The 20,318-nt window shown below is 70.4% G+C and carries 18 protein-coding genes; 14 read left to right on the forward strand and 4 right to left on the reverse strand.

The window, feature by feature from the left end; translation table 11 throughout:
• From G3I40_RS27330 to G3I40_RS27370, 9 genes are all read left to right on the forward strand, one after another.
• Positions 1-447, forward strand: a 447-nt coding sequence (locus G3I40_RS27330; protein WP_343245026.1) for a biotin/lipoyl-containing protein, incomplete at its 5' end; no start/stop codon positions are given.
• Positions 444-1,397 (forward strand): hydroxymethylglutaryl-CoA lyase, encoded by a 954-nt coding sequence (locus G3I40_RS27335; RefSeq protein WP_164304922.1) that lies wholly within the window; start codon positions 444-446, stop codon positions 1,395-1,397. The genes G3I40_RS27330 and G3I40_RS27335, both read left to right, overlap by 4 nt.
• A 7-nt stretch (positions 1,398-1,404) precedes the next feature.
• The gene (locus tag G3I40_RS27340) at positions 1,405-2,565 is read left to right on the forward strand and encodes an acyl-CoA dehydrogenase family protein (RefSeq protein ID WP_164304924.1); all 1,161 of its coding nucleotides are present in this window, start codon (positions 1,405-1,407) and stop codon (positions 2,563-2,565) included.
• A gap of 116 nt (positions 2,566-2,681) precedes the next feature.
• On the forward strand, positions 2,682-3,728 hold the full coding sequence (locus tag G3I40_RS27345; RefSeq protein WP_164304926.1) for an ABC transporter substrate-binding protein: 1,047 nt from the start codon (positions 2,682-2,684) through the stop codon (positions 3,726-3,728).
• A gap of 4 nt (positions 3,729-3,732) precedes the next feature.
• Positions 3,733-4,605, forward strand: a complete 873-nt coding sequence (locus G3I40_RS27350; RefSeq protein ID WP_164304928.1) for a siderophore-interacting protein — start codon at positions 3,733-3,735, stop codon at positions 4,603-4,605.
• A 150-nt stretch (positions 4,606-4,755) separates the two neighbouring features.
• The gene (gene desA, locus G3I40_RS27355) at positions 4,756-6,252 is read left to right on the forward strand and encodes a lysine decarboxylase DesA (protein ID WP_164304930.1); all 1,497 of its coding nucleotides are present in this window, start codon (positions 4,756-4,758) and stop codon (positions 6,250-6,252) included.
• Positions 6,209-7,507 (forward strand): SidA/IucD/PvdA family monooxygenase, encoded by a 1,299-nt coding sequence (locus tag G3I40_RS27360; RefSeq protein WP_164304932.1) that lies wholly within the window; start codon positions 6,209-6,211, stop codon positions 7,505-7,507. Before desA ends, G3I40_RS27360 begins: the two co-directional genes overlap by 44 nt.
• A complete protein-coding gene (locus G3I40_RS27365; protein WP_164304934.1) occupies positions 7,504-8,058 on the forward strand; it encodes a GNAT family N-acetyltransferase in 555 nt (184 codons plus the stop codon). The genes G3I40_RS27360 and G3I40_RS27365 overlap by 4 nt, the downstream gene beginning before the upstream one ends.
• The gene (locus G3I40_RS27370) at positions 8,055-9,830 is read left to right on the forward strand and encodes an IucA/IucC family siderophore biosynthesis protein (RefSeq protein WP_164304936.1); all 1,776 of its coding nucleotides are present in this window, start codon (positions 8,055-8,057) and stop codon (positions 9,828-9,830) included. The genes G3I40_RS27365 and G3I40_RS27370 overlap by 4 nt, the downstream gene beginning before the upstream one ends.
• Before the next feature lie 68 nt (positions 9,831-9,898).
• On the opposite strand, the gene G3I40_RS27375 is transcribed toward G3I40_RS27370, so the two are convergent.
• Entirely contained in the window at positions 9,899-11,476 is a 1,578-nt protein-coding gene (locus G3I40_RS27375) for a beta-N-acetylhexosaminidase (protein WP_275410226.1), read from the reverse strand.
• A 218-nt stretch (positions 11,477-11,694) separates the two neighbouring features.
• On the opposite strand from G3I40_RS27375, the gene G3I40_RS27380 reads away from it, so the two are divergent.
• Positions 11,695-12,621 carry a DUF4429 domain-containing protein gene (locus G3I40_RS27380; RefSeq protein WP_164304939.1) on the forward strand — a complete coding sequence of 309 codons (927 nt, stop codon included), beginning with the start codon at positions 11,695-11,697 and terminating at the stop codon, positions 12,619-12,621.
• Positions 12,622-12,713: 92 nt separating this feature from the next.
• Here G3I40_RS27380 and G3I40_RS27385 read toward each other — a convergent pair whose 3' ends face one another.
• Positions 12,714-14,306 (reverse strand): metallophosphoesterase family protein, encoded by a 1,593-nt coding sequence (locus G3I40_RS27385; RefSeq protein WP_164304941.1) that lies wholly within the window; start codon positions 14,304-14,306, stop codon positions 12,714-12,716.
• Between the two features lie 196 nt (positions 14,307-14,502).
• Here G3I40_RS27385 and G3I40_RS27390 point away from each other — a divergent pair, with 196 nt between their 5' ends.
• Complete coding sequence (locus G3I40_RS27390; RefSeq protein ID WP_164304943.1) at positions 14,503-14,760, forward strand: hypothetical protein; 258 nt, start codon at positions 14,503-14,505, stop codon at positions 14,758-14,760.
• A gap of 38 nt (positions 14,761-14,798) precedes the next feature.
• Entirely contained in the window at positions 14,799-16,616 is a 1,818-nt protein-coding gene (gene glmS / locus G3I40_RS27395; RefSeq protein WP_164304945.1) for a glutamine--fructose-6-phosphate transaminase (isomerizing), read from the forward strand.
• Positions 16,617-16,718: 102 nt separating this feature from the next.
• Here glmS and G3I40_RS27400 read toward each other — a convergent pair whose 3' ends face one another.
• A complete protein-coding gene (locus G3I40_RS27400; RefSeq protein WP_164304947.1) occupies positions 16,719-17,300 on the reverse strand; it encodes a GPR1/FUN34/YaaH family transporter in 582 nt (193 codons plus the stop codon).
• A 196-nt stretch (positions 17,301-17,496) separates the two neighbouring features.
• The gene (locus tag G3I40_RS27405) at positions 17,497-18,021 is read right to left on the reverse strand and encodes a universal stress protein (RefSeq protein ID WP_164304949.1); all 525 of its coding nucleotides are present in this window, start codon (positions 18,019-18,021) and stop codon (positions 17,497-17,499) included.
• A gap of 389 nt (positions 18,022-18,410) precedes the next feature.
• Here G3I40_RS27405 and G3I40_RS48175 point away from each other — a divergent pair, with 389 nt between their 5' ends.
• Positions 18,411-18,824: a hypothetical protein gene (locus G3I40_RS48175; protein ID WP_343245027.1), complete on the forward strand. Its 414-nt coding sequence runs from the start codon at positions 18,411-18,413 to the stop codon at positions 18,822-18,824.
• A 399-nt stretch (positions 18,825-19,223) separates the two neighbouring features.
• On the forward strand, positions 19,224-20,318 hold a 1,095-nt coding region (locus G3I40_RS27415), incomplete at its 3' end, for a helix-turn-helix domain-containing protein (protein WP_239091965.1).

The raw sequence follows: 20,318 nt of genomic DNA on the forward strand, positions 1-20,318 counted from the left end.
CGCGGCGGGGAGGTGCTGGTGGACGGCGCCCCGACGCGGCCCGCCCGCCTCACCGCTGCCGCCGGCGACTGGCTGGGCCTCGACGGCGACGCCTGGCACGTACAGACCCACGACCCCGTGGCGGCGAGCCTGACCGGCGCGGGGTCCGGCGGCGCGGGGTCCCTGACGGCGCCGATGCCCGGCACGGTGACGGTGGTGAAGGTGACGCGCGGCGAGGAAGTGGCGGCGGGCCAGAGCCTGTTGGTGGTGGAGGCGATGAAGATGGAGCACGTCATCGCGGCCCCGCACGCGGGGGTCGTGACGGAGCTGGACGTGGCACCGGGCACGACGGTGGCGATGGACCAGGTCCTGGCGGTGGTGGAGCCCTCGGCCGCCGAGGGAGCCGGGGAAGCCGGGGACGAGGGACGCCCAAGCGGCTCCGCCGGCGGCGAGGGGGCGACCTCATGACCCGCCCCCTGCCGATGGCCGTGCCGGCCCAGGACCTCCCCGCCCGGGTACGGATCCACGAGGTGGGCGCCCGGGACGGCCTGCAGAACGAGAAGACGGCCGTCCCGACCGAGTTGAAGGCGGAGTTCATCCACCGCCTGGCCGCGTCGGGCCTGACCACCATCGAGGCGACGAGCTTCGTACGCCCCGAATGGGTCCCCCAACTGGCCGACGCCGAGGCCCTGTTCCCCCTCCTCCAGGACCTCGGCGACGTACACCTCCCGGTGCTCGTACCGAACGCGCGGGGCCTGGACCGGGCGCTGGCTCTCGGCGCGCGCCGGGTCGCCGTGTTCGCCAGCGCGACCGAGTCCTTCGCGAAGGCCAATCTGAACCGGACGGTGGCGGAGTCGCTCGCGATGTTCGAGCCGGTCGTGACCCGGGCCAAGGAGCAGGGCGCGCACGTGCGCGGCTATCTCTCCATGTGCTTCGGCGACCCGTGGGAGGGCGCCGTCCCGGTCCACCAGGTCGTCGGGGTCGCCCGGTCCCTGAGGGACATGGGCTGCGACGAGCTGAGCCTCGGCGACACGATCGGGGTCGCCACCCCCGGCCATGTACAGGCGCTGCTCGCGCAGTTGAACGAGGAGGGCGTGCCGACGGACGTCATCGGCGTGCACTTCCACGACACGTACGGCCAGGCCCTCGCCAACACCCTGGCGGCCCTGCAGCACGGCGTGACGACGGTCGACGCCTCCGCGGGCGGCCTCGGCGGCTGCCCGTACGCGAAGAGCGCCACCGGCAATCTCGCCACCGAGGACCTCGTCTGGATGCTCGACGGACTCGGCATCGAGACCGGCGTCGACCTCGGCCGGCTCACCGCCACCAGCGCGTGGCTGGCCACTCACCTGGGCCGACCCAGCCCGTCCCGCACCGTTCGCGCCCTGATGCCCCCGGCGACGAACCACGAGCAGTGAGGCAGTCATGGATCACCACCTCTCCCCCGAGCACGAGGAACTCCGGCGCACCGTCGAGGAGTTCGCGCACGAGGTCGTCGCACCGAAGATCGGCGACTTCTACGAGCGGCACGAATTCCCGTACGAGATCGTGCGGGAGATGGGGCGCATGGGCCTGTTCGGGCTGCCGTTCCCCGAGGAGTACGGCGGCATGGGCGGCGACTACCTGGCGCTCGGCATCGTCCTGGAGGAGTTGGCGCGCGTCGACTCGTCCGTGGCGATCACCCTGGAGGCGGGCGTCTCGCTGGGCGCGATGCCGCTGCACCTGTTCGGTACCGTGGAGCAGAAGCGTGCGTGGCTGCCGCGGCTGTGCGCCGGGGAGATACTCGGCGCGTTCGGCCTGACGGAGCCGGAGGCCGGCTCGGACGCGGGCGGCACCCGCACGACCGCGGTCCGCGACGAGGCGAGCGGCGACTGGGTCATCAACGGCACGAAGTGCTTCATCACGAACTCCGGTACGGACATCACGGGCCTGGTGACGGTGACGGCGGTGACCGGCCGCACCCCCGACGGCAAGCCGCTCATCTCCTCGATCATCGTGCCGTCCGGGACACCCGGCTTCACGGTCGCGGCGCCGTACTCGAAGGTCGGGTGGAACGCGTCGGACACCCGGGAACTCCACTTCGACGACGTACGCGTACCGGCCGCGAACCTGCTGGGCACCGAGGGCCGCGGCTTCGCCCAGTTCCTGCGCATCCTCGACGAGGGACGGGTGGCGATCTCGGCGCTCGCGACCGGGCTCGCGCAGGGCTGTGTGGACGAGTCGGTGAAGTACGCCAAGGAGCGGCGGGCGTTCGGGCACACCATCGGCGCGTACCAGGCGATCCAGTTCAAGATCGCCGACATGGAGATGAAGGCGCACACCGCCCGCCTCGCGTGGCGGGACGCGGCGTCGCGGCTGGTCAGCGGGGAGCCGTTCAAGAAGGAGGCGGCGCTGGCGAAGCTGTACTCGTCCACGGTCGCGGTGGACAACGCGCGCGAGGCGACGCAGATCCACGGCGGCTACGGGTTCATGAACGAGTACCCGGTGGCCCGGATGTGGCGCGATTCGAAGATCCTGGAGATCGGCGAGGGCACGAGCGAGGTGCAGCGGATGCTGATCGCGCGGGAGCTCGGGCTCACCTCGTAGTCCCGGCCCGGACGGCCGGACCCGCCCCCTGGACAGCTCAGGAACTTAGGTTAACCTACCCTCAGTTCCAGTGACCCAGCCCGGCGCAGGTCCGGCACGTCCGAAAGCAGTCCGAAATGCCCCATGCCCGACTGTCCCTTCCCAGCCGCCGCGGCATCCTCGCCGCGGGCGGCGCCCTCGGCCTCGGTGTCGCGCTCGCCGCGTGCGGCAACGACGACAGCGCCACGGACGGCGACGCGGGCTCCTCGACGAACGCCAAGTCCGGCCCCTGGACCTTCAAGGACGACCGCGGCACCACGGTGAAGCTGGACAAGGCGCCGGCGACCATCGTGGCCTTCACCGGCGTCGGCGCCGCGCTCCACGACTACGGCGTCCAGGTCAAGGCCGTCTTCGGCCCGACCACGACCAAGGGCGGCAGGCCGGACGTGCAGGCCGGCGACATGGACGTCGCCGAGGTCACCGTCCTCGGCAACGCCTGGGGCCAGTTCAACATCGAGAAGTACGCGGCGCTCGCCCCGGACGTGCTGGTCTCCACGACGTTCGACGACGCCGGCACCCTCTGGTCCGTTCCGGAGGAGTCCAAGGACAAGATCGCCAAGCTCGCGCCGAGCATCGCGATCTCCGTCTACGACCGTCAGTTGACCCAGCCGCTGGAGCGCATGTACGCGCTGGCCGGCTCGCTCGGCGCGGACCTGAAGGCCGACAAGGTCGTCAAGGCGAAGAAGCGCTTCGAGGACGCGGCCGCCCGGCTGCGCAAGGCCGCCAAGGCCCACCCCGACATCAAGGTCATGGCGGGCTCCGCGAGCCAGGACATCTTCTACGTGTCCGGCACGAACCTCTCCGTCGACCTGGAGTACTTCAAGGCGCTGGGCGTGAACTTCGTCGAGCCGACCGAGGCCGCGAAGAAGGCGTCCGGCGGCTGGTTCGAGAACCTGAGCTGGGAGAACGTCGACAAGCACGCGGCCGACATCATCATGATGGACGACCGCTCCCAGACCATCCAGCCGGCCGACATCGACGAGCCGACCTGGAAGAAGCTGCCCGCGGTCAAGGCCGGTCAGGTCATTGCCCGTTCCCCCGAACCGATCCTGTCCTACGACAAGTGCGCCCCGCTCCTGGAAAACCTCGCAAAGGCCATCGAGACGGCGAAGAAGGTGTCCTGATCCCATGACGACGACGGTCGAAGCCCCCGCTGTTGCCCCTTACCGATTCTTCGATCTGCAAGTGGACCGCACGCGGCGGCTCGGCCCGTCGCTCCTGCGGGTCACTTTCACCGGCCCCGACCTCGCCGGCTTCCACGGCGGGGGCCGGGACCAGTCCCTCTCCCTCTTCCTGCCGCATCCCGGCCAGGACGCCCCCGTCATGCCCGCCGTCGGCGCGGGCGAGGACGGCCACGCCTGGCACGCGGCGTACCGGGCGATCCCGGACCACGAGCGCGCGATCATGCGCTCGTACACGCTCAGCGGCCAGCGCCGCTCGCCGGCGCAGGAGGTCGAGATCGACTTCGTGCTGCACGACGACGCCGGCGCGAACGCGGCCGCCGGTCCCGCCTGCCGCTGGGCCCGGTCGGCGAAGCCCGGCGACCGGGTCGTGGTGCTCGGTCCCGCGGTCGCCGACAACACCGCGGTGCGCTGCCGCCCCCAGGACGACTTCGACCACATCCTCATGTGGGGCGACGAGACGGCCCTGCCCGCGGCGCTCGGCGTGCTCGCCTGGCTGCCCGCGTCCGTGCGCGCGCACGTGTGGCTGGAGGTTCCGCACCGCGCCGACATCCAGCCGATCGTGACGCTCGCCGACGTCACCGTGACCTGGCTGGTGCGCGACGAGGGCGGCCCCTCGGCCCTGGACCGCGTGCGCGCCGCACAACTCCCGGACGCCGCAAGCCCGTACGCGTGGCTGGCGGGCGAGTCCGGGACGATGAAGGAACTCCGCCGCCACCTGGTGCGCGAGCGCGGCTACGACAAGCGGTCCGTGACGTTCGTCGGGTACTGGCGGCGCGGCCTGAGCGAGGACGCCCTGCGCGCGTCGCCTCAGGGGTAAATCCAGCCGCAGCAAGCTGATCCGGTCACATCCGTGGGGCGGGGTCGCACGCTCAACTTAGGTTAGGCTAACCTAAGAACGAGTTCGCGACCTCGCCCTTTTTCCTGCCCTACCCGGGAACACCCGCATCCCCACCCGGAGGAACCGTTCATGCGCCCGCCCGTCTCCCCCCACCACCCTCAACCGAGGCCCTGCGGGCCGCAGCACCGATCGCACCTGCTCAATGACACGACCGCGGAGCTCTACCGCAGTTCCGTGACCGAGGGAATCGAGCGGGTGGCGGCCAAACTCGCCACCACCGCACGGCCGTTCACCGGCGTCACACCCGACGCCCTCTCCCCCACCATCGACGCCGTCGACCTGGACGCTCCGCTCCACGACACCATCGCCGTCCTGGACGAGCTGGAGGACGTCTACCTCCGCGACGCCGTCTACTTCCACCACCCCCGCTACCTCGCCCACCTCAACTGCCCGGTCGTCATCCCGGCCGTGCTCGGCGAGGCCATCCTGTCCGCGGTCAACTCCTCGCTGGACACCTGGGACCAGTCCGCGGGCGGCACCCTCATCGAGCGCAAGCTCATCGACTGGACGGCAGGGCGCATCGGCCTCGGCCCCGCGGCCGACGGGGTGTTCACCTCCGGCGGCTCGCAGTCCAACCTGCAGGCGCTGCTGCTCGCCCGCCAGGAGGCCAAGACCGACTCCCTCGCGAAACTGCGCATCTTCGCCTCCGAGGTCAGCCACTTCAGCGTCAAGAAGTCCGCGACGCTGCTCGGCCTCGACGCGCAGGCGGTCGTCTCGGTCCCGGTCGACAAGGACAAGCGCATGCAGACGCTCGCGCTCGCCGCCGAGCTGGAGCGCTGCGAGCGCGACGGCCTCGTCCCCATGGCCGTCGTCGCGACGGCGGGCACCACCGACTTCGGGTCCATCGACCCGCTGCCGGAGATCGCCGAGCTGTGCGCCCAGTACGACACCTGGATGCACGTCGACGCGGCGTACGGCTGCGGACTGCTGGTGTCGAACAAGAACCGGGACCGGCTCGACGGCATCGAGCGGGCCGACTCCGTCACCGTCGACTACCACAAGTCCTTCTTCCAGCCGGTGAGTTCGAGTGCCCTGCTGGTCCGGGACGGGGCCACGCTGCGGCACGCCACGTACCACGCGGAGTACCTGAACCCGCGCCGCACCGTCGCCGAGCGCATCCCCAACCAGGTCGACAAGTCCCTGCAGACCACACGCCGCTTCGACGCCCTCAAACTGTGGATGACGCTGCGCGTGATGGGCGCCGAGGGCATCGGCCAGCTCTTCGACGAGGTGTGCGACCTGGCCGCGCAGGGCTGGCGGCTGCTCGCCGCCGACCCGCGCTTCGACGTGGTCGTCGAACCGCAGCTGTCCACGCTCGTCTACCGCTACATCCCGGCCGGCGTCACCGACCCGGCCGAGATCGACCGCGCCAACCTCCACGCCCGCAAGGCCCTGTTCGCCTCCGGTGACGCGGTCGTCGCGGGCACCAAGGTGGGCGGCCGCCACTACCTGAAGTTCACCCTGCTCAACCCCGAGACGACCCTCGACGACATCTCGGCCGTCCTCGACCTCATCGCCGGCCATGCCGAGCAGTACCTGGGAGACACCCTTGACCGCGCCTCTTGAGACCCGCGACTTCATCGGGATCGGGCTCGGCCCGTTCAACCTCGGCCTCGCCTGCCTGAGCGAGCCGATAGCCGAGCTGAACGGCGTCTTCCTGGAGTCCAAGCCGGACTTCGAGTGGCACTCGGGGATGTTCCTCGACGGCGCCCACCTGCAGACCCCGTTCATGTCGGACCTGGTCACCCTCGCCGATCCGACCTCCCCCTACTCCTTCCTCAACTACCTGAAGGAATCAGGGCGGTTGTACTCGTTCTACATCCGCGAGAACTTCTATCCGCTGCGCGTCGAGTACAACGACTACTGCCGCTGGGCCGCCGCGAAACTCTCCTCCGTCCGCTTCTCGACCACCGTGACCTCGGTGACGTACGACGAGGGTGACGGCCTCTACACGGTCACCACGCAGCAGGGCGAGACGTACCGCGCCCCGCACCTGGTCCTCGGCACCGGCACCCCGCCGCACATCCCCGAGGCTCTCGAGGGCCTCGGCGGCGACTTCGTGCACAACTCCCGCTACATGCAGCACAAGCAGGAGCTGCAGAAGAAGGAGTCGATCACGCTGGTCGGCAGCGGGCAGTCCGCCGCCGAGATCTACTACGACCTGCTCGGCGAGATCGACGTCCACGGCTACCGGCTGAACTGGGTCACCCGCTCGCCGCGCTTCTTCCCGCTCGAATACACCAAGCTGACGCTGGAGATGACGTCCCCGGACTACATCGACTACTTCCACGCGCTGCCGGAGGCCACCCGGTACTCGCTGGAGGAGCGGCAGAAGGGCCTGTTCAAGGGCATCGACGGGGAGCTGATCGACGCCATCTTCGACCTGCTCTACCAAAAGGGCCTCGACGGCCCCGTCCCCACCCGCCTGCTCACCAACGCGGCGCTGCGCACGGCCCGTTACGACAACGGCACGTACACCCTCGGCCTGCACCAGCAGGAGCAGGACAAGGACTTCGAGCTGAGCACCGACGGGCTGGTCCTGGCCACCGGCTACAAGTACCGGGCGCCCGCCTTCCTGGAGCCGGTCAAGGACCGCATCCGCCTCGACGGCCGGGGCCGCTTCGACGTCGCCCGCAACTACACGATCGACACCACGGGCCGGGGCATCTTCCTGCAGAACGCGGGCGTGCACACCCACTCGATCACCAGCCCCGACCTGGGGATGGGCGCCTACCGCAACAGTTACATCATCGGCGAGCTGCTCGGCACCGAGTACTACCCCGTCGAGAAGACCATCGCGTTCCAGGAGTTCGCCGTATGAGCACCAGCACCACCTTCCACATACGCACCCTCGACCCGCTGAAGGACGCCGAGCTCGTCCACGGCTGGGTCACGCACCCCAAGGCCTCGTTCTGGCTCATGGGGGACGCCCGGCTCCCCGACGTGGAGCGGGAGTACATGGGGATCGCGGCGGCCGAGCACCACGACGCCTTCATCGGCGAGCGCGACGGCGAGCCCGTCTTCCTGATGGAGCGCTACGACCCGGTCCACGTCGAGCTCGTCGGCCTGTACGAGCCCGAGCCCGGCGACGTCGGCATGCACTTCCTCGTCGCGCCCACCGACACCCCCGAGCACGGGTTCACCCGCGCCGTGATCACCGCGGTGATGGCGCACCTCTTCGCCGACCCGGCGGTGCGCAGGGTCGTCGTCGAGCCCGACGTGAGCAACAAGGCGGTGCACGCGCTCAACGAGGCCGTCGGCTTCGTCCCCGACCGGGAGATCGACAAGCCCGAGAAGAGGGCGCTGCTGAGCTTCTGCACGCGCGCCCAGTTCGAAGCAGCCACCGCACAGGCCGAGGAGGTCCGGGCATGACCCTCGCCGACACCGTCTCCCACCTCACCCCCGCCCGCTGGGCCGAGGCCAACCGCCTGCTCATCCGCAAGGCACTGGCCGAGTTCAGCCACGAGCGGCTCCTCACGCCGGAGCCGACCGAGGGCGCGGACCGCTACGTCGTGCGCAGCGACGACGGCCTGACCCGCTACCGGTTCCGGGCCCGACGGCTGCGCCTGGACCACTGGCAGGTGGCCGCCGACTCGATCACCCGGCACCGCGACGGCAGCGAACTCCCGCTCAACGCCCAGCAGTTCTTCATCGAGATGAAGGACACGCTCGGGCTGAGCGAGGCGATCCTGCCCGTCTACCTGGAGGAGATCTCCTCCACGCTCTCCGGCACCTGCTTCAAACTGACGAAGCCGGACGTGACGTCCGCGCAGCTGGCCGAATCCGGCTCCTTCCAGGACATCGAGACGGGCATGACCGAGGGTCACCCGTGCTTCGTCGCGAACAACGGCCGGCTCGGCTTCGGCGTCCACGAGTACCTCTCGTACGCACCCGAGACCGCGAGCCCCGTGCACCTGGTCTGGCTGGCGGCGACCCGGGAGCGGGCCGCGTTCACGGCGGGCATCGGCCTGGACTACGAGTCGCTGCTCCGTGCGGAGCTGGGCGAGGAGACCCTCGCGCGCTTCGACGCGGTCCTGCGCGACCAGGGTCTCGACCCCGAGGACTACCTGCTGATCCCGGTCCACCCGTGGCAGTGGTGGAACAAGCTGTCCGTCACGTTCGCCGCCGAGGTCGCCCAGCGGCACCTGGTGTGCCTCGGCGAGGGGGACGACGAGTACCTGGCGCAGCAGTCGATCCGTACGTTCTTCAACTCCACGTCGCCGTCGAAGCACTACGTGAAGACGGCGCTGTCGGTCATCAACATGGGCTTCATGCGCGGCCTTTCGGCGGCGTACATGGAGGCGACCCCGGCGATCAACGACTGGCTGGCCGGGCTCATCGAGAACGACGAGGTGCTCAAGGGCACGGGCCTCACGATCATCCGGGAGCGCGCGGCCGTCGGCTACCGGCACCTGGAGTACGAGGCGGCCACCGACCGCTACTCGCCGTACCGCAAGATGCTGGCGGCGCTGTGGCGCGAGTCCCCGGTGCCGACGCTGGCGGACGGCGAGCGGCTGGCCACGATGGCGTCGCTGCTGCACGTGGACCGCGAGGGCCGCTCCTTCGCCGGGGCCCTGATCGCGCGCTCGGGCCTGACCCCGCGCGAGTGGCTGAAGCCGTACCTGACGTCCTACCTGACCCCGCTGCTGCACAGCTTCTACGCCTATGACCTGGTGTTCATGCCGCACGGCGAGAACGTCATCCTGGTCCTGGACGAGCGCGGCGTGGTGCGGCGGGCGGTGTTCAAGGACATCGCCGAGGAGATCGCGGTGATGGACCCGGACGCGGTGCTGCCGCCGCAGGTGGACCGCATCCGCGCCGACGTCCCCGACGACATGAAACTGCTGTCGATCTTCACGGACGTCTTCGACTGCTTCTTCCGCTTCCTGGCGGCGAACCTGGTCGAGGACGGCGTCGTGGACGAGGACACGTTCTGGGCTGCGGTCGCCGACTGCGTACGCGACTACCAGGCGTCGGCGCCCCAACTGGCCGACAAGTTCGAGCGGTTCGACATGTTCGCCCCGAGCTTCTCGCTGTCCGCCCTGAACCGGCTCCAGTTGCGCAACAACGAGCAGATGGTGGATCTGGCGGACCCCTCGGGCGCACTGCAGCTGGTCGGCGACCTGGAGAACCCGATCGCGTAGGCGCACCCCGTGGACAAGGGGCTCGGGAGACGGTCCTCCCGAGCCCCTTTCGCGTACCTAGGAGTCAACTAGGCAGCGGGCCACGGCACTTGCGGCGACTTGTAGTAGCCGATGCCGAGCGCGTCCCAGCGGGGCGCCTGCGCGGCGAGCCGGGCCTTGTACGCGTCCCAGTCGTGCGAGGCCGCGGGCGACCAGCCGAGCTCGGCGACGCCCGGCAGGCGCGGGAAGGCCATGTAGTCGAGGTGCGCGGAGGTCGACAGGGTCTCCGACCACATCGGCGCCTCGACGCCCCGCACGGCCGCGGCGGGCGCGCCGGGAAGGTAGGTGGCGGGGTCCCAGTCGTAGGAGCGCTGCACCTCCACGTACCCGGCCCACGCCAGACCCAGCGGCGTGTCCTTGTTGTACTTCATGTCCAGGTACGTCCGGTCGGCGGGCGAGATGACGATGCCGGTGCCGTTCTTCGCGGCGTCGGCGACCTGCGCCTTCTCGGCGGCGCTGGTGTCGTCGGTGCCCCAGTACTGCGCGAGGGCGCCCTTGGCGGGCACGGCTCCGGTGATCTGGTGCCAACCCACCACGGTCTTCCCGTACTTGGCGACGATCGGCTGCACCTTGTCCATGAAGGTGTTGTAGTCCTCCTGGCTGGTCGAGTGCGCCTCGTCCCCGCCGATGTGGAGGTACTTGCCGGGTGTGAGGGCGGCCAGTTCGCGCACCACGTCGTCGACGAAGTCGTACGTGACGGCCTTGTTGACGCACAGCGAGCTGAAGCCGACCTCCGTCCCCGTGTACAGCGGGGGCGCGACGCCGTCGCAGTTCAGCTCGGCGTACGAGGCGAGCGCGGCGTTCGTGTGGCTCGGCATGTCGATCTCGGGCACGACCTCCAGGTAGCGCGAGGCGGCGTACCGGACGATGTCCTTGTACTGGGCCTTCGTGTAGTGGCCGCCCGCGCCGCCGCCGACCTGCGTCGACCCGCCGTACGTGGCGAGCCTCGGCCACGAGTCGATGGCGATGCGCCAGCCCTGGTCGTCGCTCAGGTGCAGGTGCAGCTTGTTGACCTTGTACAGCGCCAACTCGTCGATGTAGCGCTTGACTTGGCTGACGGTGAAGAAGTGCCGGGACACGTCGAGCATGGCGCTGCGGTAGCCGTAGCGCGGGGTGTCCTCGATGGTGCCGCCCGCGACGCGCCACGGCCCGGACTGCCTGCTCGCGGACTCCACCCGCGCGGGCAGCTGCTGGCGCAGCGTCTGCACGCCGTGGAAGAGCCCGGCGGGCGCGTGGGCGACGACCGTGACGGACCGGCCGGTGCTGGTCAGCCGGTACCCCTCACCGCCGAGTCCCTTGTCCTTCTTGCTGAGTTCGAGGCGGATGCCGTCCCCGGCGTCGTCATCGGTGACGGGCAGCTTGTAGCCGGTGGAGGGGCGCAGCACGCCGGCTAGGTAGTCGCCGATCCGGCGGGCGTCGCGCGAGCCGTCGTCCACCCGGATCCGGGTCTTCGCCGTGATCGCGTACGCGGATCCGCCCGCCGTCGCCTTCGCCGGCGCGGGGACGATCTGCCCGAGGGGCGTGGCGGCGTCGGGCTGCGCGGCCGAGGCGGGGGCGACGCCGAGGGCGCCGGCTCCCGCGGCCACCAGGAGCAGGGAGCCGAGCAGGGCCAGGGCGGGTCTGCGGTGCGCTCGGCTGCGTGCCGGGCGGTGGGCTGTGCGCTGCGCTCTGTGGTGCGTCCTCACGAACGGTCCCTTCGACGGCGGTCGTTGGCGGAGTTCGTCGTGCGAGCCGAGCAGTCGATCGGACACCATGGGTACCGTCGGCCTCGCGCGCGGTCAAGGTGTAGACCACTTCCCGGTGGGCCGGATGCCAGAATTGCACCATGGCGGAAATCATCCAGCGCGACGGCACTTGGACGTTCGACGGGGAGACGCTGCGGCTGGTGCCGGGGCGCGACAAAGGCGTGCACCTGCTCCGCAAGTCACTGGGTGAACTGACGGTGCCGCTGCGGGCGCTGGCCGGGATCTCCTTCGAGCACGGCAGGAAGTCGGGGCGGCTGCGGCTGCGCCTGCGGGACGGCGCGGACCCGCTGCTGCAGGCGACCGCCGGCAAGCTGACGGAGGGCGCGGACCCGTACCAGATGACCGTGGAGTCGGACCGGTACGGGGTCGCCGAGTACTTCGTGGACGAGATCCGCAACGCGCTGCTGCTCGAACAGGTCCCGACGTCGGCCTGCACGTCGTACGTGCTGCCGGGCCCGCCCGTCCCGCTGTCCGTCTCCGCCGGGGACGGCACCGCGAGCTTCGACGGGGAGCGGATCCGCCTGGAGTGGAACTGGAAGACGGAGGACGCGAAGGCCTCGTCCGGGACCCGGCTGCTCGCCCTCGGCGACGTCACGGCGGTGGAGTGGCAGCCGGCCCTGGGCCTGGAGAACGGCTGCCTGCGCTTCACCGTCCGCTCGTCGCCGACGAAGGCCCCGCCGAAGTACGACCCGAACTCGATCGAGCTGTGGGGCTTCAAGAAGGACCCGCTGATGGCGCTGGTCGCGGCCGCCGTCCAGGCCCGGCTGCCGCATCCGGCCGCCGCCTCCGCCCCGGCCGCGCACCCCGCGCCCTCTGCGCCCTCTGCGCCCTCCGCGCTCGACAAGGCGCCCGCCGCACCGGCGGCGCCCGAACCGGCGCCGCCGGCGGAGGACGACCACGACGCGCTACTGCGGCGGCTGCGCGAGCTCGGGGAGCTGCATCAGGCCGGGATACTGACGGACGAGGAGTTCACGGCCGCGAAGCAGGCGGTCCTCAAACGGCTGTGACGCCCCGCCCCGTCAGCGGCCCGCCGTCCGCATCAGCGACCCAACGACCGCATCAGCGGTGCACCGTGCGCGTCAGCGGCGCACCGTGCGCGTCAGCGGCGCACCTTGCGTGCCACCACGAACCGGTCGATCTCCTCCCCCGTCTCGGCCAGGCCCCGCACGGTCAGCTTCGCGGTGCGCCCCACCGGCGCCGGCTCCACGTCGACCCGCAGGAACGAGTAGTTGGTGTAGCGCACCCGCGACCAGTCCACGGTCACGGCCTTCTTGCTGCCGTCGGCCTGGGTCACGTAGGACGCGAAGGGGTCGACCTTCTTCTCGTTGCCCTCGTAGGAGTCGGCGACCGGGAAGGCGTACAGGCTCTTGCCCGCGGCGCCCGCCGTCACGTACACGACGCCGTCCGTCTCGGGGTAGGCGGTGCCGCCGATGGGCAGCTCCTTGGTGACCTTCTCGCCCTTGAGCACGTCGGAGCGCTCGTAGACGTGGTTGTGGCCGTTGATGACCAGGTCCACCGTGTACTTCTCGAACAGCGGCACCCACTCCTTGCGCACGCCCCCCTCCGAGGCGTGCGAGGTGGCGGTGCAGTACGCGCAGTGGTGGAAGAAGACGACGACGAAGTCGACCCCGGAGCCGTGCGCCCGGAACTTCTTCAGCTGCGCCTCGAACCACTTGGTCTGGGTGCCGCCGGACAGGCCGAGGTTGGCCGGGATCTCCCAGGACACGTCGTTGGCGTCGAGGGAGATGACCGCCGTGTTGCCGTGCACGAAGGAGTAGACGCCGGGCAGGTTCTTCGGGTCGGGGCCGTTGGCCGGCGGCACGAAGCGGGCCTCCTGGCTGCCGTAGCCGTGCGGCGCGTACCAGGCCTCCATGTCGTGGTTGCCGTAGCTGACCATCCACGGCACGGACTTGGCGACGGTCTCGGTCTGCGCGAGGAACTGGTCCCAGGTCCGCGCGTCGAACGTGTCCGTGGTCTGCCCCGAGCCCGACGGGTCCGCGTACGCGATGTCACCCGCGTGCAGGTGGAAGGACGGGCCCTGGGCGAGGATCAGGCTGTCGTTGGCGAGCGCGTGGTAGCTGACGCCCTGGTCGCCGAAGGCCGTGAAGGTGAAGCGCTCGGAGCGGGACGGCGCCGTGGTGAAGGTGGAGACGGTGCTCGCGAAGCGCGGCGACGCCGGGTCGAAGCCGTCGTGGCCGACGCCGTAGTAGTACGTCTGGCCGGGCCGCAGGTGGCTCAGCTTCGCGTGCACGTAGTACTGGGTGTGGTCGGCGCTGGTGCCGACGCCGGCCGGGGTGTAGAGGGCGCGGATCTCGGCCGGGATCTTCCGCGACAGGTCACCGGCGTGCGAGCCGATCCGGATGAACGGCTTCTTGACCGCGACCGGCACCTGCCAGGAGACGGTCATCTCGGTGCGCGGGTCCTCGCCGTAGGAGAGGTGGCGGCCCATCGGCGCGACGAGGGCGCCGTCGACGTGCTCGGTGGCCGTGTGCGGGGCGGCGGCGAAGGACGCGGCCGGGGTCGCGGCGCTCGCGGCCCCCGGCAGGAAGACGCCGCCCGCGACCGCGCCGATCGTCACGGCGCCGCCGCGCATCATGGTGCGGCGGGAGAATTTACTGCGCAGGTACTCGTGCTGCTCGGCGAGGGGGCGGTCGGCCAGCTCGTCGGGTACGCCCATGCGGGGAATGTCCATGGCGTGAAAGTTGCTGGCGGCACCCATCTCACCCGGATACGCCGGATGAACACGGCCCGAACAAGCTGCATGGGCCGGTTCAAGGCTTGACCACATCTCCCCCAAGAGCCCCGGATGTCGTCCGGCACCTGTGATCCCTGCCCGAAATCGGGCAGATTTCTTGCACAGGCGATGCCTCTCCCCCAGGATCTACCGAGTGCACGAGGAACTTGTCGATCACCTGACGCGCAGCACGCCCCTCGGCCGGGGCGAGGCGCTGCGGGTGATCCAGGACGTCCTCGCCTACTTCGACGAGTCGACGGAGGAGTACGTCCGTCGCCGCCACCGCGAACTCCAGGGTCAGGGCCTGGTGAACGCGGCGATCTTCGAACGGATCACGGCGGATCTGCGGTACCGGGCGGTGGCACCGCCGGAGCTCTCGCTCCGGCAGCTGCGCCGCATGGTCTACGGCTGAGGTCCGTCACCGAGAACCAGAGGGGACCCTTCTTACTTATGTGCGGAATTGTCGGCTACATCGGCAAGCGTGACGTCGCGCCGCTCCTCCTCGAGGGGCTGCAGCGCCTGGAGTACCGCGGCTACGACTCCGCGGGCGTCGTGATCACCAGCCCCAAGGCGACCGGCCTGAAGATGGTCAAGGCCAAGGGCCGCGTCCGGGACCTGGAGGCCAAGGTCCCCGCCCGCTTCAAGGGCACCACCGGCATCGCCCACACCCGCTGGGCCACCCACGGCGCCCCCTCCGACGAGAACGCGCACCCGCACATGTCCGGCGACAACAAGGTCGCCGTCGTGCACAACGGCATCATCGACAACGCCTCCGAGCTGCGCGCCAAGCTGATCGCCGACGGCGTCACGTTCCTCTCCGAGACGGACACCGAGGTCCTCACCCACCTCATCGCCCGCTCCCCGCAGGCGGACCTGGAGGACAAGGTCCGCGACGTGCTGCGCCTGATCGAGGGCACGTACGGCATCGCGGTCCTGCACGCCGACTTCCCCGACCGCATCGTGGTGGCCCGCAACGGCTCGCCGGTCGTCCTCGGCATCGGCGACAAGGAGATGTTCGTCGCCTCGGACATCGCCGCGCTCGTCTCCCACACCCGCCAGATCGTCACGCTCGACGACGGCGAGATGGCGACGCTGAAGGCCGACGACTTCCGTACGTACACGACGGAGGGCACCCGTACGACGGCGTCCCCGACCACGGTCGAGTGGGAAGCCGCCTCGTACGACATGGGCGGCCACGACACGTACATGCACAAGGAGATCTCCGAGCAGGCCGAGGCCGTGGACCGCGTGCTGCGCGGCCGCATCGACGACCGCTTCTCCACGGTGCACCTCGGCGGCCTGAACCTGGACGCCCGCGAGGCCCGGACCGTGCGCCGCGTCAAGATCCTCGGCTGCGGCACCTCGTACCACGCGGGCCTGATCGGCGCCCAGATGATCGAGGAGCTGGCCCGCATCCCCGCGGACGCCGAGCCGGCCTCCGAGTTCCGCTACCGCAACCCGGTCGTCGACCCCGACACCCTCTACATCGCGGTGTCGCAGTCGGGCGAGACGTACGACGTGCTGGCCGCCGTCCAGGAGCTCAAGCGCAAGGGCGCCCGCGTCTTCGGCGTCGTGAACGTCGTCGGCTCGGCGATCGCCCGCGAGTCCGACGCGGGCGTCTACGTCCACGCGGGTCCCGAGGTCTGCGTCGTCTCCACCAAGTGCTTCACCAACACGACGGTCGCCTTCGCGCTGCTGGCCCTGCACCTCGGCCGCATCCGCGACCTGTCCGTCGCCGACGGCAAGCGGATCATCGAGGGCCTGCGCAAGCTGCCCGCCCAGATCACCGAGATCCTCGCCCAGGAGGCGGAGATCAAGAAGATCGCCGAGGAGTACGCGGACGCCCGCTCGATGATGTTCATCGGCCGCGTCCGGGGCTACCCGGTGGCCCGCGAGGCGTCCCTGAAGCTCAAGGAGGTCTCGTACATCCACGCCGAGGCCTACCCCGCCTCCGAGCTCAAGCACGGCCCGCTCGCCCTCATCGAGCCGGCGCTCCCCACGGTCGCGATCGTCCCGGACGACGACCTGCTGGAGAAGAACCGCGCCGCGATGGAGGAGATCAAGGCCCGCTCCGGGCGCATCCTCGCGGTCGCCCACCAGGAGCAGGAGAAGGCCGACCGCACGATCGTCGTCCCGAAGAACGAGGACGAGCTGGACCCGATCCTGATGGGCATTCCGCTCCAACTCCTCGCCTACCACACGGCATTGGCCCTCGGCCGCGACATCGACAAGCCGCGCAACCTGGCGAAGTCGGTGACGGTGGAGTAGTTCCGCGGACACACGACGAACGGGTCCCATACGCGCCACCAAGCGCATGGGACCCGCTCCCGCAGGGCCGGGGCCGCCCATTGCCCCGGCCCGTTGCCGCTGTCAGCCGGTGGCCGTCACCCTCCGGCCGGCAGCACGCCCGGGCAGCGCCGTCGGCAGCTTCGCCAGCGAGGCCGTGCCCCCGTACCAGGCGAGCAGGCCGCCCACGGCGGCGAACCAGCCGCCCACCTTGCCCAGCGCCTCGGTGTCACTGAACGCGGCGACCGCGAGCAGCACGAGTGCGACGCACATCGCTCCGTACGTCCCGCGCACGAACGGGCTCGCCCCCGCCGAGCCGAGTGTCAGGCTGAGCGCGAGCAGGGCGAACAGGAGCAGGAACAGGCCCGCCGCGTTCGCCGGGACGGCGTCGCCGGAGGAGACGCCCCAGGTGAACCAGAAGGCGCCGAGGCCGGCGAAGGCCGTGCCCGTGAAGCCGTCCGCGCGCAGTGCGAGCAGTCCGGCGACGAAGAGGGCGATCCCGCCCACGTACGTCGCGACCGAGACGGCGTCGGCCGCCGTCACGTCGTCGATCACCTGGGTGTGACCGAGGCCGAAAGCCAACAGGGTGAGTCCGAGGGCCAGTTGGCCGAGAGTCGAGACGGACGCGGTCGTGGCCGCGCCGCCCGCGGAGACGTCGTTGTCCACAGCGGGCTCCCTTCGTGCAAGGTGCGGGTGCTGTGCTGTTGTCCAGCGACCGGTATGTACCCTTCACAAGGGCACAAACCACCTCTACGCGCGAGTAGATTCTTCCGTTCCGCGGAAAACCGTCGAAACGGAACGCTCAGACCCCGTACGGAGGTTGAGGACCCGTCGGCCGCATCTCACCTGGGACGAAGCCCCGTTACGGAATGACGACGACGGGCCGCTGCGCCCGCCGCGCGAGCCGCCCCGCCACCGAGCCGAAGATCCGCCCGACGAGACCGTGGGTCGACCCCACGACGATGGCGTCGGCGGAGTACTCGCGGCCGACCTCCTCCAGCTCGTGGCAGATGTCGCCGCCGCGCTCGACGAGGATCCAGGGCACCTCGGACAGATACTCCGCACAGGCGAGTTCGAGCCCGAGGACCTCGGTGCGGTGGTCCGGCACGTCGACGAAGACGGGGGGTTCACAGCCCGCCCACACCGTGGTGGGCAGCCGGTTGGCGACATGCACGATGATCAGGCCGGAGCCCGAGCGATGGGCCATGCCGATCGCGTAGGCCAGCGCCCGCTCGCTGGACGTCGAGCCGTCGAAACCGACGACGACGCCGTGTCTGAAAGCGGGGTCACAGGCGTGACGTGTCTCTTCCGCCGCTCGGGGGGTCGCCAGGGGATCGGCGACCTGCCGCTTGCGGTCCGCGGGTTCGGGAATCTCGTGACCGGCCATGAGTGTCTCGGCGTGTACCTCGTGGGCCTCTGTATGAGGGGACGACAACAGGTTCGGCGGAGCTGTGTCCGGGAATCATCTTCCCAACCCCATACCCCCAAGGGTACGGCGACACTCCTCCTCTGCCCAGACTCCGGCCCTTGCGCAGGCCTGCCTTCACGACCGCTCCAGAAAATTACTGGGGTGCGCAGCGCGGGCCTTGCAAGGGTGGTGGCGGGACACGGGTGGGCGTTCAGGGGAGCATGCACGAGGCCCCGCCCGTATGGCAATGGTTGCTGCCCCGTACAGGCGGTTTGCGCACTCTTGTGGCCCCTGTCGGGCGTGCGGCAAGTGACCGGTACGGCCCCCGCGCGTTGAACTCCGGAACCTCATGACCCAGGGAGCCCGCCGTGCCCGGACCGTCCACCGCGCACCACACCGCCTCCGCGCGCCGGAGCATTCCGGCGCCCGCCCGCGCGCCCGAGTCGCACACCCGCCCGACCCCTCACGCCCAGGACGCGCCACCGCCACGGACCGACGGCGCGGACGGCGCGGGCGACGTGGTCCGCTGGGCGGCGTTCAGCTGCGTCCTGGTGCCGCTCGTGCTCGTCGGCTACGGCATCTCGGCCGCGGGCGCCGCCGGGGCCGCCCTGGGACTCGCCGCGGTGACCGCGGCCTGCCGGGTACTCCTTCGCCAGTCGGAACGCGGCGCCGCACGGTTGCACAGTGAACAGTGCTGCAGTCATCGTGGCCGTCACGGCCGCACCGGTCTGGGGGCGCACAGGGGCGGCAATCGCGCGGGCCGTGGTGCGCCGGTGGACTGACCGGAATCCGCGCGCTACCCCGTTGATTTTCAGCCAACTTCAGCCAGGGGTCCACTCCTTGCCCGGCGCCACCCCCAACCCCCGTTCCACCAGGGCTGAAAGGGTCGCTGTCGGTGCTCGCACCCTACGTGGACCGGCCACTGAGTTGAGGCGTACTTCCCAGCAACGCCCGTGAGTGCAACGCTTCGTGATCGACTGCTTTACGCCAAGTTGTCATGTCGACAATCTGCCGCGTCCTTAACTGGTCACGAGGGCACCACAGGACACAGTAGATTCGATCATGACTGTCTGATCAGTAGGCGGCGGGGGACTTCGTGCAGGACCGAGGGGAAACGTGCAGGAGCGAACAGCCCGTCAAAGTATTGAGGGAGCCGCGATCACCGAGGGGGGCTTAGCAGGATGAGCCACGACGCCACCATTGCGCCGGAGGCGGCGGCTCGCAAGCTGTCAGGACGCCGGCGGCGGGAGATCGTCGCCGTGCTGCTGTTCAGCGGCGGACCCATCTTCGAAAGTTCCATTCCGCTCTCCGTGTTCGGAATCGACCGTCAGGACGCGGGAGTCCCCCGGTACCGGTTGCTCGTGTGCGCCGGTGAAGAGGGACCACTGCGGACCACGGGGGGACTTGAACTCACCGCGCCGCACGGCCTTGAGGCGATCTCGCGGGCGGGCACCGTGGTGGTGCCGGCCTGGCGGTCGATCACCTCGCCGCCGCCGGAGGAGGCGCTGGACGCGATCCGTCGCGCCCACGAGGAGGGCGCGCGCATCGTCGGCCTGTGCACCGGCGCGTTCGTGCTGGCCGCGGCAGGCCTGCTCGACGGCCGCCCGGCCACCACGCACTGGATGTACGCACCGACGCTCGCCAAGCGCTATCCGTCGGTCCACGTGGACCCGCGCGAGCTCTTCGTGGACGACGGGGACGTACTGACCAGCGCGGGCACCGCGGCCGGTATCGACCTGTGTCTGCACATCGTGCGCACGGACCACGGCAACGAGGCGGCCGGCGCGCTCGCCCGGCGCCTGGTGGTCCCGCCGCGCCGCAGCGGCGGCCAGGAACGCTACCTCGACCGGTCGCTGCCCGAGGAGATCGGCGCGGACCCGCTGGCCGAGGTCGTCGCCTGGGCCCTGGAGCATTTACACGAACAGTTCGACGTGGAGACGCTGGCGGCCCGTGCCTACATGAGCCGCCGCACCTTCGACCGCCGCTTCCGGTCGCTGACGGGGTCCGCCCCGCTCCAGTGGCTGATCACGCAGCGGGTGCTGCAGGCGCAGCGGCTCCTGGAGACCTCCGACTACTCGGTCGACGAGGTCGCCGGGCGCTGCGGCTTCCGGTCCCCGGTCGCGCTGCGCGGGCACTTCCGGCGTCAGCTGGGCTCGTCCCCGGCGGCGTACCGGGCGGCGTACCGCGCGCGCAGGCCGCAGCTGGGCGAGACTCCCGGGGGCGCCGCGAAGGCGGACAAGCCCGTGGAGATCGGCTCGGTGCAGGGCGCCGAGGCC

Origin of the sequence: Streptomyces sp. SID14478, from assembly GCF_010548525.1 — a bacterium.
GTDB lineage: Bacteria > Actinomycetota > Actinomycetes > Streptomycetales > Streptomycetaceae > Streptomyces.

What these genes read in the sequence shown, in the direction of transcription:
- G3I40_RS27335 (WP_164304922.1), top strand. Translation starts at nt 444, where the DNA reads ATGACCCGCCCCCTGCCGATGGCCGTGCCGGCCCAGGACCTCCCCGCC.
- G3I40_RS27340 (WP_164304924.1), top strand. Translation starts at nt 1,405, where the DNA reads ATGGATCACCACCTCTCCCCCGAGCACGAGGAACTCCGGCGCACCGTC.
- G3I40_RS27345 (WP_164304926.1), top strand. Translation starts at nt 2,682, where the DNA reads ATGCCCCATGCCCGACTGTCCCTTCCCAGCCGCCGCGGCATCCTCGCC.
- G3I40_RS27350 (WP_164304928.1), top strand. Translation starts at nt 3,733, where the DNA reads ATGACGACGACGGTCGAAGCCCCCGCTGTTGCCCCTTACCGATTCTTC.
- desA (WP_164304930.1), top strand. Translation starts at nt 4,756, where the DNA reads ATGCGCCCGCCCGTCTCCCCCCACCACCCTCAACCGAGGCCCTGCGGG.
- G3I40_RS27360 (WP_164304932.1), top strand. Translation starts at nt 6,209, where the DNA reads ATGCCGAGCAGTACCTGGGAGACACCCTTGACCGCGCCTCTTGAGACC.
- G3I40_RS27365 (WP_164304934.1), top strand. Translation starts at nt 7,504, where the DNA reads ATGAGCACCAGCACCACCTTCCACATACGCACCCTCGACCCGCTGAAG.
- G3I40_RS27370 (WP_164304936.1), top strand. Translation starts at nt 8,055, where the DNA reads ATGACCCTCGCCGACACCGTCTCCCACCTCACCCCCGCCCGCTGGGCC.
- G3I40_RS27380 (WP_164304939.1), top strand. Translation starts at nt 11,695, where the DNA reads ATGGCGGAAATCATCCAGCGCGACGGCACTTGGACGTTCGACGGGGAG.
- G3I40_RS27385 (WP_164304941.1), bottom strand. Translation starts at nt 14,306, where the DNA reads ATGGACATTCCCCGCATGGGCGTACCCGACGAGCTGGCCGACCGCCCC.
- glmS (WP_164304945.1), top strand. Translation starts at nt 14,799, where the DNA reads ATGTGCGGAATTGTCGGCTACATCGGCAAGCGTGACGTCGCGCCGCTC.
- G3I40_RS27405 (WP_164304949.1), bottom strand. Translation starts at nt 18,021, where the DNA reads ATGGCCGGTCACGAGATTCCCGAACCCGCGGACCGCAAGCGGCAGGTC.